A 14,532-nucleotide genomic window follows, 5' to 3' on the forward strand; every position below is an offset into this window, starting at 1 on the left:
ATAATGTATAAAAATATAAAATTATGGGTTATAATCGAATTATGAAAATTTATAAAAATATATTTTTTAAAAGGATAATAGTATACAAATATTAAATATATTAAATAAAGTATTGTATTCCTAAAGGAAGTGTTTATATGAAAAGCATAAAGGATATAAATTATAAAATAATACTCATTATACCAGTAATATTAATAGCACAGTATTACTTATTTAAATTTGGAGTTATTACACCTATGGTAAAAGGTGTAGAAATTGAGATAAAAGATGGTGATTATATTAAGGATATAGATAAGTTTGTCATGAAATTAAATGATACAGTAACATTATCTACTGGAAAATATATAATTTTACCATCTTATGCAAAAACTCCTGATATTTACTTTAAGAATTTAGATGATTCTAACATAGTAAATATAAATGAAAATGAAGTCACAGCAAATAAAGAAGGTACTGCAGTTATAGGGATTATGAAGAACTCAAGAATATTAAAAAAGATTAATATTAAGGTTGTAAATCCAAAGGTTGAAAGTTTAATTGCTACATTAGATAATGATATAAAATATGTAGGTCAATCGGCTAGAATAAATAGTGAAGTAGAAGTAGATTATGATGAATTTAAAGAGAAAGAACCTGTCATATATGAAAGCAGTGATGAAAATATTTTAAAGATTAAAGGTAATACTGTAGAGGCTGTAGGTGTAGGTAAGGCTAGTTTATATATAAAAGCTGGAACTAAAGAAACTGTATTTGATTATAATATTCAAGCTAAGATAGCAAAAATAAATATACCTAGTACTATTAAAATATATGAAAAAGAAACTAAAAAATTAAATCCTAAGATTACAACTTCGCCAAGAGGGTTAAAACATGGAAAAATTAAATATGAGCTAGTTGATAGAAAGGTTCCAATTGATTATGCAATAAGTCTTGAAAAGGATGGAACTATAGTAGGATTAAAAGAAGGTACTGAAAAAGTAAGGATAACTTGTGGAAATAAACAAAAAATAATAACTATAAAAGTAGAGAAAGAATCTATAATTGATAGAATTATTGAAAATATACAAGTAAATTATGAAATAATTAATGAAAAGCTATCTATAGATATTTCATGGGATTATATAAAAGATATAAATAATTATGAAATATTCTTAAAAAATAATTCTTTAGGTGATTTAGATTATAAGTTATTTGACTATATTAAAGTAGATGAAAGTAAAATATCTGATAATAGAGTGAGTACTAAAATAGAAGTAGATTTATTTGAAGATAATATTCCAAACCTAAGCTTATATGTTGTAGGTAAGGATAATAATAATATATCTACTAAGCCTAGTAATGTAGTTAATATATTACCAAATCTAGATAATATAGAAGATGAAACTATTGAAAATTTAGTTGAAGAAATTGATAATGAAAACAATATGTTAACTCTTACATGGGATAGACTCGATATTAAAGATATTACATATAGCATATATGTAAAAGATAATAATGTAGAAAATGGATTTGTATTATATGAAAACAATATACAAGATAATTCTATAGATATTCCTCTAAAAGAAGAATATGATATGGATATCTACGTGGTTGGAAGTAAATATGGAAAATTCTCTAAACAAAGTAATATAATAAATGTAAAAAAATATAATTAAAAGGAGATTGGTAAAATTACTAATCTCCTTTTGTCAATATAAAAATAAATTAAATGATGAATATTAAAAAATGTTGTGCTACAATTCAATTATATGGAGATTTTACAACAAGTATTAGTTTATGAATTTATGTAGGGGGAATAGAACGTGGATAAATATAAAAATATATTATTTGAAAATCCTCGTCCTTTTATTATTGCAGAACTAGAAAATAATAGATTAATTATAAGTGAAACTAACATTAATTATCATAATAACATAGATATTAGTCTTGAACATATAAAAGAAAACATTGATATAAAAGGATTAGTTAAAGACACCTTAGAAAATAGCTCAGATAATATAAGTATTAATTTCAGAGGTAAAAAATTTAATCTTAATAGTAAAAAAGTTGGAGATAATGAGGTTGTAGTATGGTTTGATATAGAAGATAATCTATATGATTTATCTAAGGCAAGTTTCTTGTCTAATTTAACACATGAATTTAAAACACCTTTAAATCTTATATTCAGCTCAGTGCAATTGTTAAATAGAAAAATAGAAAATAATAAGAATGTTTCATATGATGATATGGAAAAATATTTAAAGATAATAAATCAAAATTCATATAGAATATTAAAGCTTGTCAATAATATATCAGATGATAATAAAATTGATTTAGGCCATAGTAATTATAGTCCTATAAATGCTAATATAATATATTTTATAGAAGATATATGTGAATCCATAGAACCATTTGTTAAATCTAATAATATGAGAATAGTTTTCGATACAGATATAGAAGAACTTATTATTTCATTTGATATGGAAAAGATGGAAAGAATCATATTAAATTTAATATCAAACGCTGTTAAGTTTAGGAAAAGTAATGGTGGAAAAATTATATTATCAATAACTCATAATAATGAGTTTGTAAATATAAAAGTTAATGATAATGGAATTGGTATATCTAAAGACAATATAGATAAAATATTTGAAAAATATGTAAGATTAAATGATAAAAGAAGTATAATTAAAGAAGGAACAGGAATTGGATTATATTTAGTTAAATCACTTGTAAAATTACATGGTGGTGAAGTAACTGTAGATAGTGAAATAGAGAAATGGACAGAATTTAATATAAAAATACCTAATAGAACTTGTATAAAAGAATCAATAGATACATATGAGAAAGATTTAGATAGAGTAGATAAAATAAGAATAGAGTTTTCTGATATATACGCCTAGCCGATTAGAATAAACGTATATAAATAAACATATATATTTATATATTCTAATGCAAAAGGGGCGATAGGATTGAAAAGACGATATGAAAGAATAAGTAAAATATGTAGAGATTTATCAGAAGAAGCTTTTAAATCTTATGCTGGAAAAAGAGACTATAAAAGGGCTCTAGAAATTTATAGTTTACTTGCAACAAGTAATTGTGTTCCTAGTGATATATCTAATTTTTCAAAAAATATGTTAGGAAGACTAAATAAAAAGATAGAAGAAAATACTTAAGAAGTAATAAATAATTAACTAATAAAGATGATTTTAATATTAGATATTTATAAATAGAGCTTAGATTAATATATTTTAATCTAAGCTCTATTATTAATTATTTTACTAATTCTAAATATCCGCTTGGGTGGAAAAAGTATATATTTGAAGTTTGTTTATCAACAAAGTATCCTATGTCAGTATCCACATCTGGTAAAAAAACATATCCTTGAAGTTTTTTTAATTTTAGATATTCAAAATCATTTGCATCTCCTTGATATATATAATCAACCTTATTGTTGTATTTTATGAGAAGTTCTTTAGCTTGTTCTAAAGTTAAATCAACGACTAGATTTACTTTATTATTAGCATTTGCATATATTAGTTCTTTTATTGGATTTATACAAAATAATGAGCTAAATAAAATACATAAGACTATAAATAATTTTTTCATAAAATCACCATTTTTTATAATTTAGTATACATATTTTATTAACATTACTATAAATANTANTAATATTTATATTCATATTAAATATATATTGGCAATTAAAAAATAATAATTAAAAAGGAACAAACTCAAATAATAAAATCATATATTAAAAGAGACTGTTCCTTATAAATCTAATTATTTAATATCTTTATATTTATACTCTACAAACTTAACTATATATATTTTTATAACACCTATTATAGGTACAGATAAAATCATACCTGGAATTCCAAAGAATCCACCGCCTACTGTAACTGCCATTATAGTCAAAAATGGACTAAGACCTAATTGGCCTCCAACAATTTTAGGTTCTATAACTGCAACTTCTATTTGTTGAACTAATAATAAGTATATAAGTGATAAAAGAGCTATAATTGGATTATAGAATAAATTTATTAAAAAAACTGTAGCTATTCCAATAAATGGACCAAAATAAGGAATCAAATTCATAAATCCCATTAGTGTACCAAATAGTAATGCATATTGAGATTTTATAAAATATAGTCCAATACTAGATAAAACACCGACTATAAATGAATCAAGTAGCTTGCCAGAAAAATATTTGCCTATATTAGAGTTTAAAGTAGAGCAGACTTCTAAAGTAAAATCTCCATACCTTTTACCAAGAACAACATATACAGTTTTTTTAGTAAATAATAAGAAATCTTCTTTTTCAAGGAGAATATAAAAACATATTACAAATGCTAGAATAAATTGGATTATAAATTTTCCAACTGAGAATGTAGTATTAAATATTTGACCTAAATAACCTGCAAATAAAGTACTTAATTTAGGTAATGATTCCATAATACTATCTCCTATATCTTTTAGTGTATTAGGATCTATATTTTTTAAGCTTTGTCCAATTTCTATTAAAAATACTTGAGTTTTATCAATATACAAAGGTGTTTGATTTATTATATCAATTATATTATTTAAAATAATTGGTACAGTAAAGACTATAGATGTAATAATTATTATTAGTAATAATCCATATGTAAATAGTAGAGATTGTATTCTTTTAAATCTTAAATTTTTTTCAAGGAAAATAATTATTGGATTAAATATATAAGCTATAACAAAAGCTATTACAAATGGTGTTAAAAGTGAAAATAGCAAATTTATTATATTAAAGAAATATCGATAATTATCAATAAATTTAATTAATATATATGATACAACCACCGTAAGAATTATGTTTAAATAAAACTTTTTTTCTTTCAAAATAACACACCCCTTAAAATAAATTTTGAAATTTAACTAATATATGTATTATATAATAAAAATATTATTAATACACATATATTATAGTGAAATATTTTTATTTAGAATTATGGAGGTGAAATTTGTGGAGTATGAAGTAATAGTTAAATATAATGGAGATATAAGTTTTTTAGAACAAGAATTAGGAGTAACCGTAGAACTTCTTGGATATAACTATGCCATAATAACTGCAGATACTCCAGAAAAGGTTAATAGTTTACTAAATTATACTCAAATAGAATATGTAGAAAAACCATTTATACTAGAAACTCAAGATGAACAAAGTTTTTCAAGCACAGGAATAACTGAATTTAAAGAACGTACAAATCTAACTGGTAAAGGAGTTTTACTAGGTCTTATAGACTCAGGTATAGACTATAACCTACCTATATTTAAAGATGCAGATGGTAAATCTAAGATACTTTACTATTGGGACCAATCTATAAATGGAAATCCTCCAGAAGGTTTTACACAAGGAACACTATATACAAATGAAGATATAAACAATGCTATAAATGGTAATATGAACATACCAATATCAACTACTGCTATGCATGGAACTCATGTAGGRGGYATTGCTTGTTCTATAGCAAATGAAGCACAGATTATAGCTGTTAGAGTAGGAAATAGAACTACAGATGTTTTTTCAAGAAGTACAGAGTTTATGAGAGCCTTAAAATTTGTATTAGACAGAGCATTAGAACTAAAAATGCCAATAGCTATAAATGTAAGTTACGGAAGTAATGAAGGTTCTCACAGAGGAGGTTCTTTGTTTGAACAATATATAGATCAAATGTGTGGTTTTTGGAAAAATAATATAGTAGTTGCAGCAGGAAACAATGCAGCCAAAGCAGGTCATCAAAGAATAAATATTAAAAACAATGAAAATAATCCTACCCAAGTGGAAGTAGAAGTAGGGGAAAATGAAACGATAGTTAATATAAATATTTGGCCATCTTTTATAGATGATTTTACCGTAACCTTAGTTAGCCCAAATAATAGAAGAACACAACCTATATCTAAAGACTCTGGTCAAGTAAAAAATATTATATCAAACACTAGAATAAATGGATTTTTTTATCCTATAGAACCATATTCTTTAACTAGAAGAATAAGTATTGAATTAAAATCAGATACAACAATAATACCAGGAATTTGGCAAATTGAATTTACACCTATAAAAATAATAGAAGGAAATGTAGATATATATTTGCCAACATCAGAAGGAATAACTAAAGATACTAGATTTTTAGAGCCTACAAATGAATTAACTGTTACTGTACCAGGAACTGCAAGTAAAGTAATAACTGTAGGAAGTTTTAATTCTAGAACAGATGTAGTTTCTATATTTTCAGGTAGAGGGGATGTAGATGGTGGCATAATTAAACCAGAAATTTTAGCGCCTGGTGAAGATATAGTTTCGTACCTACCAGGAGGCATAACTGGTGCATTAACTGGAACTAGTATGGCAACACCTCATGTGACAGGTACTTGTGCTTTACTTTTACAATGGGGAATTGTACAGGGAAATGATTTATTTTTATATGACCAAAAAACAAAATCAATGATTACTACTTATGCTAGAAGAAGAGAAGGAGATATATATCCAAATAACGCAAGTGGATATGGATTTTTAGATTTATCTAATTTAGATTTAACATCTATTTCTAATAATAATTCAGATTATGGACTTTATAGAAAAAAAATAAAACGTATGAAAAGACAGATAGAAAATAACTTAATACCAGTAGCAAATGTATTTTATGATGAAAATTTTAAAAATGAATTAAATGATTTAGGAATAAACTATAGATTATATGAAATTGGTGATAATTTTGGTTTATTATATTTACCTATAAATCAGCTAGAAAAGATAAATGATATATTAAACTTGGAATCTGGAGAAAGAATAGATCCTCCCTTAAGGTTGGCTCAATTAGGAGAAGTAACTCAGGGAACTTTTGGTGGGGTAGTAGGAAATGAAGAAATAGGAGCTAACTTTTTTAAAAATAACCCTAATATAAATGTAACAGGAAGAGGAGTAATTATTGCTATTTTTAGTTCTGGAATTGATTACTTACATGAAGATTTTATATATCCAGATGGAACTTCTAAAATAGTTTATTTATGGGACCAAACTAAAGAAGGAAATCCTCCTAGTGGATATAAAATAGGAACTGAGTATACTAGAGAAGATATAAATAGAGCAATAAGAGAAAATGATAAAAGTTTATCTACAGATGAAGAAGGCATAGGTACTATGTTAAGTGGAATTTGTTGTGGACTAGGAAATGGAGATAGTAGATATCAAGGAGTAGCAACAGATGCAGAACTTATAATTGTAAAAGTTGCAAAATTAGATGGAAACTATACTAGTTCATTATTGTATGCGGCTATGGCTTATATATATAATAAAGCCTTAGAACTTAATAGGCCTTTAATTTTTAATCTTGGATTAGGCAGTAATCAACAAGTAGCTATAACTTCTAGAACTATAGGAAATAAATTCTTTTTTTTAAGAGGAATTATGGCTGTAGAAGGAGCAGGAAATGAAGGAAATGCACAAACTCATACTTCAGGAGTAGTAAGATCTATAGGGGATCAACAAGATATAGAACTAGAAATAGAAGAAGATGAAGATGAAGTTACTATACAAATATGGATAGATAGACCAGATAACGTAGATGTTGAAGTAATTTCTCCAAGTGAAGAAATTAGTAAAACTTCTCAAGCATCTGCCTATAATGTTGTTTACGGATTATTCGACCTTGATCAAACATCTTATTTAATATATTCAACATATCCAACTATTGAATCAGGTCAGCAATTAATAAATATTAGTTTAATCAATGCAAAAAGAGGAACATGGAGAATTAGATTAATAGGGTCTTATATAACAAATGGTATATACAATGCTTATTTAGAAAATAGAGCATTTTTAAAGCCAGGAACTAGATTTTCACAAAGTAATCCTTCATCAACAATAAACTATCCAGGAACTTATGAAGATGCTATTACTGTAGGAGCATATGACACTAAAAATAATACTATATGGCCATCTTCATCGAGAGGTCCTCTTTTAGATTCATCACAAAAGCCAGATATATTAGCTCCAGGAGTTGACATTATTGCACCTTATCCAGGAAATAGATATGCAATGATAACTGGAACTTCTGCAGCTGCTTCTTATACTGCTGGATCTGTTGCATTATTTTTACAGTATATTTTAGTTGATAATATATACCCTGAAAAAGCATTTGTACAAAATATAGCAACTTATTTAAAAACTGGAGCAACTAGAGAAAGCGATATATCTTATCCTAATGAAAGTTATGGATATGGCATTTTAAATATAAGAGGAGCTTTTGAACAATTAAGATAGGGGGATGTTATGGAGAGGTCTTATATTGTAATATATAACACATCTATACAAGATTTTGAATCAGAACTACAACAAAATTTAATAAATAGATATATTATATTGAATAATTTAATGGCGGTTATTTATGTAGAAGATAATTTTGAAGAAGAAAAACTATCTAATTTAAAAACTATATCTTGGTGGGAAATATCTAATCCTATGAGCTCATTAATAAATATAACCAATAATTTAAGCCAAGGAGAAAGTGTAAGGTCAGCAGCAGGTACAGACTATATATACAACAATCCATATATAACCCCAACAGGAGAAAATGTATTAATTGCAATAATAGATTCGGGAATAAATTACTTGCATCCAGATTTTATAAACCAAGATCAAACCACAAAAATTGTATCAATATGGGACCAAGAAAGTACAGCTAAAGAAGCACCAGAGGGGTATTTATTTGGAAGTGAGTTTACTAGAGAAGAAATAAATGAAGCAATAAGGCAAAACAATCCTACCTTAAGTATAGATGAAATAGGAACAGGTACTATAGCAGCAGGTATAGCAGCAGGACTTGGAAATTCAAACAATGGATATGGTGGAGTAGCTAGAGGAGCAGAGTTAGTAATAGTTAAATTAAGATCTTATACAGGATATTATAAAGAAGGAAAAGTAAACTATCAAGTTTCTGATTTTTTAGCAGGTATTAAATATGTAACTGAATTAGCAGATAGATTAAATAGAAAAATAGTAATAAACATTACWKTAGGAGAAAGATCTAGAACTGCAATAGAAGCTTCTTTATTAGATACATTTAATTATTTAAATAGATCAGGATATATAGTAGTAAGTGGTGCAGGGAATGAAGGAAATTCAGATATACATTATAAGGGTAACATACAAAGTGCTGATAAATATCAAGATATAATAATACAAGTGGGTGAACAAACTAACTTAGATATAATATTATGTCCAAGTGGTCCAGATAAAATTGGTGCATCAATTATATCTCCATCAGGTGAAATGAGCTATACAATAAATTATGCACCAGATAATTTTTCATATAGTGGAAGATTTAATTTAGAAGATACAGGTTATGAATTGAGTTATATATATCCTTGGTTGCAATCTGGGAATTTAGAACTTATAGTTAGATTAAAAGATGTAAAGCCTGGAATTTGGACTTTAAGATTATATCCAGAGTTTATTATAAAAGGTGAATATGATGTATATTTACCAAATAAAAATTTAATTTCTGATGAAACTAGATTTATAAATCCAACTTCAGAATCAACTATAACGTTTTTTGCAACTANCTGAAAATGTAATTACTGTTGGAGGATTTAATGATAGAACTGATAGTATRTGGATAGGTTCWTCTAATGGTTCGCTAAGAACTAGTCCTATAAAACCAGATATAGTAGCACCAGGGGTGGATATTATAGCACCTAATAATAACAATAATTATACAACAGCAACAGGAACTGGAGTAAGTTCATCTATGGTAGCAGGAGTATTAGCAGTAATAATAGATTATATATCAACTCAAGAACCAGATAGTAAAATTGTATTATATACACAAGTTTTAAAAACATATCTAATGTTAGGAGCAACAAAAAAGGAAATTTATACTTATCCAAACACATTTGAAGGATATGGAAACTTAAATTTAGAAGAAACTTTAAGGCAAATTGCAAATAACATATAATCTCCAGTATTTTTAAACTTATAAATGTAAAAAATAAAAACAAACAAAAGAAAGAGGTGAAGATTTTGCAAAGTAAAAAAACACAACCATTAAGTGGAGAACATAACAAAAGATTAAAAGCACATAGACCTATTAAAAATGAAGGAACTGCAGCTTGGTCTAATATTGATAAGTTAAGAACTGATGGAAGTAAAGTTTCAATTCCTTCTGAGTTTAATGTAAAAGAAGCTAAAGATTGGGTTGATAATGGGAGTAGATTATAAACAATAAAAGAGCGTAGACTTTGTCTACGCTCTTTATTATATTAAGCAGCTTTATCTATGTTATCGTTAGAGTTAGCATACTTTTTAGTCATATAAGAATAAACAGGTAAACCTATAAGAGTTACAACAATTCCTCCTAAAGACATCATTGTACTNNNTTCCGTTCATCAAATATTCCCCCCTGTTTAATATTTTTGATAACGTTTTCTAATTTATTTATTATATATTTTAATTATAGCAAATAAAATATTATTAATTTTTACTATCTTATGGATAATCTTTACATAAATATGTACCTTCTTAATAAAATTAGTTTTAATAAATTATATTTACTTTTTATAAAATATATTNNAAAAAAACGTAATTCTATATATTTAGAATTACGTTTTTATTATCTTAATTATATAATAAGCTTTAAAATAATTAATGGAGGTTGAAGTAATTGAAAAATATTACATTCGGAAAATTATTAGAAAAATTATTACATTTATCAAAACAGAAAAAAAGTTCATTGGCTAAGGTGTTAGGATATGATGTTTCTTATATAAGTAAGTGGATAACCGGAAAGAATCTACCTACTCAAAAGAGCATATCAGATGTTTGCAAAATAACTTCTGAGTTTATAGTCGATTCTTTGAATATGTCACATATGCAAGAATTAAAAGATTATTTTGAAATAGATGAAAACTTAGAAAGTAATAGTGTTTTAGCGCAGTACTTAGAGAAAAGTTTAAAAGAAGCATATATGTATACAGCTAAAAAGAGTGTACCTAATTTGTACAAAAAAACACATTCTGAAGATAGCTATAATAGTATGACACATATAAATCCAAGACTTAGAAAACAGTATTTATCAAAAGATGCAAATTTATTTATGAGCAATTCTGATAAGGTAGACTTAATAATAAGTGCAGATTTATATAGATTAAATAATAGTGATAAAATGGCAATAGCTGATATGAAGAAGGATTTGGCAGGAAATACATCACACGATATTAGGGTCAGACTTTTAATGGGATTTGATATTCAGGATTCAGATATAGTATTTAATACTATAATGATTATTAATATGATAACGACATATCCTGAAATAAACTTTGAAATATTTAATTGTGAAGTTGATTGTAATGCAATTATATCTGTGATAAAAGACAGGATATTTCATGCTGCAATATATACAAAAGATAAACGATGTTTATTTACAAATATGTCGAAAGATAAGCATATCGTAGATGAAATTTATTATAGCTTAGAAGATATATTAAAAAATCAGGCAAAACCCATAATTGAGGTCAAATCAGCACTAGATATTATAAGAAAAAGAACATATCTTCAGTATATTATGAACCAAGATTTAAGATGGTTAATAGGCCATATGAATGAACTTTTTATGCCTTATGATTTATTTGAAGAAATATCAGAGTCTATATTTGGATATAATGAAGAGGTTTTAGATGAATTAAAAAAAATAAATATGCTCTTACAAAATGTTATATATAAATCTAAGTTAAAGGTATTAATTTATGAATTAGATATAAGAAAGTATATTTCAGTAGGAGAACTTAACTTCTTTAATATACCTGTAAAATTAACTTTTGAGCAAAGAGAAAGACATATAAATTATATTAAAAAGATAATAGAAGAATATGACAATGTTGAAATTAAATTAATAGATGGAGACTTTGTAGAAGCATTTAAAGATACTCAAGATCCTTCGATATATTTATCTAAAACTTTAAAAATGATTAGTATTAATCCTAGAGAAAATCATAATGATTATGCAATTATAAAAGATAGTGAGTTTAAAAATATATGTGATGAGTTCTTTGAAATCCTTTGGAATAAAGATAGTGAGATAGTAATAAGTGATAAAATCGATATGTTAGATCGGATAGAAAAAACACTAACATGTACAAAAATTATAAATGAAAGTTTAAAATTTGAATAATATACCTGAATATTGAATTTTTCAATGAAAGTTTAAAAWTTGAATAATATACCTGAATATTGAATTTTTCAAGGAAAATAGAATTTATTGAAATTTATAAAAAAACTATGAAAATCATCNATTGACTTAAGTTATAAAAAATTGATAATCTTATATTTGTTTCTATAGTTGTAACATCATATATAGCTTCTTATGGAGTAGAACATGGAACTTTAGCATTATTAAATGCTGATGGAACTGCAGCTGATACAGTAACTAGATTAGGTGGATACTTCAATACTGCAGAGCATGTAGTTGGAATATTTGGATTAGTAGTTTTAAGTGCATTCACAGTATTATCAGCTTTAACTACAATACTTGGATCTTTCTACTACACAACTAAATTATTTAAAAAGAATTCTGCAAATAAAAACATAGCAATATACTTAGTTTTAGTAATAGCTGCAGGAACATTAGCAGTATTTGGAGCTAACGTTGTATTTGAAGCAGTTGACTTATTATTATTTGTACTTTCTGGTATAAATGTAACTGCATTAGCAATATTTACATTTAAGCATTGGGAAGTTTATAAATTAAATACTAACAAAAATAATAAAGCTGCTTAATTCATTAAAGATTTTAAACATATTTAAGCTAATTTATTAAATAAGCAAAGTATTAAACTTTGCTTATTCGAATGGAGATGTATTAAGATGAAAAGAAAACTTTATTTTAACGGAAACATAATAACTGTAGATGAAAATGAATCTATACAAGAAGCAGTATTAGTTGAAAATGGATTAATAAAAGCAGTAGGAAGTAATGAAGAAATACTAGCGTTAAAGGATGACAATACAGAACTTGTAGATTTAGAAGGTAAAACTATGTTACCAGGACTTATAGATCCACATGGACATGTAATAGCAACAGCTCAAACTTTAATGATAGTTACTTTAGGACATGTAACTTCTAAAGAAGAGTTATTAGAAAGGTTAAAGAAAGAGTTAGAAGAAAATCCTCCACAAGGTGATAAATGGTTAATAGGATTTGGATACGATAATACAAAGTTTGAAGATGGTCAACATCCTACAAAATTTGATTTAGATAAAGTAAGTAAAGAAATACCTATATCAGTATCTCATGCATCTGGTCACTTAGCTTGTGTAAACTCTAAAGCTTTAGAGTTATACGGGTATGTAGGGGAARACTATGAAGTTCCAGAAGGTGGAGTTGTAAGAACAGTTTCTCCTGATTCTAAAGAACCAAATGGAGTTTTAGAAGAAAATGCTATATTAGATAGTGAAAAGAAAAAGATAGTAATAGCTCCAGGATTTGAAGATGTTTTAAGAGCTGTTGAAAGAGTTCAAAAGTTATATGCATCATTAGGTATAACTACAACTCAAGATGCATCAGTTGAATTAGCAAATGGATACACTCATATATTAGATACTTGTGCTAATACAGGTAGATTAATTATAGATATAGTAGGACTTGCTACTCAACCTGTTACTATGCAAATAATGAATGATGAAGGAACACCAAAAAGAGAATATAAAAACCATTATAAATTAGCAGGTGCTAAAACTTGGTTAGACGGTTCTCCACAAGGATTTACAGCTTGGTTAAGTGAGCCATATCATGTTGTWCCAGAAGGACAACCTAAAGATTACCGTGGATATGGAACTCAAWCWGATGAAGTAGTGACTCAATACTACGTTGACTGTATAAACAGAAATTTACAAGTTCATACACATGTAAATGGTGATGAAGCTTGTGCTCAATTCTTAAGATGCTATAAAAAAGCTATAGAAATAACTGGACATGGTGCTGAATTAAGACCAGTTATGGTTCATTGTCAAGCATTAAGAAAAGACCAAATGGATGATATAATAGAAGTTGGTGCAGTACCTACATTCTTTAACGATCACGTAAGATTCTGGGGAGATTTACACCATGATCAAGTATTTGGACCAGAAAGATCTCAAAATATATCTCCAATGGGATGGGCTTTAGAAAAAGGAATCAAATTTACAATACATCAAGATCCACCAGTAAAAATGCCTAACCAAATATTAGGTATACACAATGCTGTAAATAGAAAGACAGAATCTGGTAGAGTTTTAGGTGAACATCAAAGAATATCAGTTATGGAAGCTATAAAAGCAGTTACTATAAATGGAGCTTATCAATACTTTGAAGAAGATACAAAGGGATCTATAGAAGTAGGAAAAAGAGCAGATTTAATAATAATTGATAAAGATATATTATCAATAGATAAAGAAGATATAGAAAATATAAAAGTTTTAGAAACTATAAAAGATGGAAATACAATATTTAAATTATAATTAACAAAATRATATTTATAATACTTTAT

At 26.4% G+C, this 14,532-nt stretch carries 12 protein-coding genes; 9 read left to right on the forward strand and 3 right to left on the reverse strand.

The features are described 5' to 3' along the window. The first annotated feature begins 137 nt into the window (after positions 1-137). The 3 genes from G3997_RS02535 to G3997_RS02545 all read left to right on the forward strand — a co-directional run bounded on the left by G3997_RS02535 (position 138) and on the right by G3997_RS02545 (position 3,158). Positions 138-1,655, forward strand: coding sequence for a hypothetical protein (locus tag G3997_RS02535; RefSeq protein ID WP_296647592.1), 1,518 nt, complete (start codon positions 138-140; stop codon positions 1,653-1,655). A gap of 147 nt (positions 1,656-1,802) precedes the next feature. Next, complete coding sequence (locus G3997_RS02540) at positions 1,803-2,882, forward strand: sensor histidine kinase (protein ID WP_296647595.1); 1,080 nt, start codon at positions 1,803-1,805, stop codon at positions 2,880-2,882. Between the two features lie 69 nt (positions 2,883-2,951). Then, positions 2,952-3,158: a hypothetical protein gene (locus G3997_RS02545; RefSeq protein ID WP_296647598.1), complete on the forward strand. Its 207-nt coding sequence runs from the start codon at positions 2,952-2,954 to the stop codon at positions 3,156-3,158. Positions 3,159-3,255: 97 nt separating this feature from the next. Here the strand turns inward: G3997_RS02545 and G3997_RS02550 are convergent, their stop codons facing one another. Together G3997_RS02550 and G3997_RS02555 are read right to left on the reverse strand one after the other, a co-directional pair. Then, positions 3,256-3,591 carry a hypothetical protein gene (locus G3997_RS02550; RefSeq protein ID WP_296647602.1) on the reverse strand — a complete coding sequence of 112 codons (336 nt, stop codon included), beginning with the start codon at positions 3,589-3,591 and terminating at the stop codon, positions 3,256-3,258. Between the two features lie 174 nt (positions 3,592-3,765). Continuing rightward, on the reverse strand, positions 3,766-4,854 hold the full coding sequence (locus G3997_RS02555; protein ID WP_296647606.1) for an AI-2E family transporter: 1,089 nt from the start codon (positions 4,852-4,854) through the stop codon (positions 3,766-3,768). Positions 4,855-4,978: 124 nt separating this feature from the next. Between G3997_RS02555 and cspBA the strand changes: the two genes are divergently transcribed. The 5 genes from cspBA to G3997_RS02580 all read left to right on the forward strand — a co-directional run bounded on the left by cspBA (position 4,979) and on the right by G3997_RS02580 (position 12,179). Further along, positions 4,979-8,275, forward strand: coding sequence for a bifunctional germination protease/germinant receptor pseudoprotease CspBA (gene cspBA / locus G3997_RS02560; protein ID WP_296647610.1), 3,297 nt, complete (start codon positions 4,979-4,981; stop codon positions 8,273-8,275). Positions 8,276-8,473: 198 nt separating this feature from the next. Further along, entirely contained in the window at positions 8,474-9,580 is a 1,107-nt protein-coding gene (locus tag G3997_RS02565) for a S8 family serine peptidase (protein ID WP_442971225.1), read from the forward strand. Then, a complete protein-coding gene (locus tag G3997_RS02570) occupies positions 9,567-9,968 on the forward strand; it encodes a S8 family serine peptidase (RefSeq protein ID WP_296647618.1) in 402 nt (133 codons plus the stop codon). The genes G3997_RS02565 and G3997_RS02570 overlap by 14 nt, the downstream gene beginning before the upstream one ends. Before the next feature lie 56 nt (positions 9,969-10,024). After that, positions 10,025-10,231 carry a DUF3787 domain-containing protein gene (locus tag G3997_RS02575; protein WP_334299838.1) on the forward strand — a complete coding sequence of 69 codons (207 nt, stop codon included), beginning with the start codon at positions 10,025-10,027 and terminating at the stop codon, positions 10,229-10,231. 442 nt (positions 10,232-10,673) lie between these two features. Then, complete coding sequence (locus G3997_RS02580; RefSeq protein WP_296647626.1) at positions 10,674-12,179, forward strand: helix-turn-helix domain-containing protein; 1,506 nt, start codon at positions 10,674-10,676, stop codon at positions 12,177-12,179. A gap of 190 nt (positions 12,180-12,369) precedes the next feature. On the opposite strand, the gene G3997_RS02585 is transcribed toward G3997_RS02580, so the two are convergent. Further along, positions 12,370-12,510, reverse strand: a complete 141-nt coding sequence (locus G3997_RS02585; RefSeq protein WP_296647629.1) for a hypothetical protein — start codon at positions 12,508-12,510, stop codon at positions 12,370-12,372. A gap of 361 nt (positions 12,511-12,871) precedes the next feature. Here G3997_RS02585 and G3997_RS02590 point away from each other — a divergent pair, with 361 nt between their 5' ends. Beyond that, positions 12,872-14,503 (forward strand): amidohydrolase, encoded by a 1,632-nt coding sequence (locus G3997_RS02590; protein ID WP_296647630.1) that lies wholly within the window; start codon positions 12,872-12,874, stop codon positions 14,501-14,503. Positions 14,504-14,532: the final 29 nt, after the last annotated feature.

This window comes from Romboutsia sp. 13368 (assembly GCF_018336475.1).
GTDB lineage: Bacteria > Bacillota > Clostridia > Peptostreptococcales > Peptostreptococcaceae > Romboutsia.

Bases quoted from the DNA above. Each gene is read 5' to 3' on its own strand.
- G3997_RS02535 (WP_296647592.1), top strand. From the start codon at position 138: ATGAAAAGCATAAAGGATATAAATTATAAAATAATACTCATTATACCA.
- G3997_RS02550 (WP_296647602.1), bottom strand. From the start codon at position 3,591: ATGAAAAAATTATTTATAGTCTTATGTATTTTATTTAGCTCATTATTT.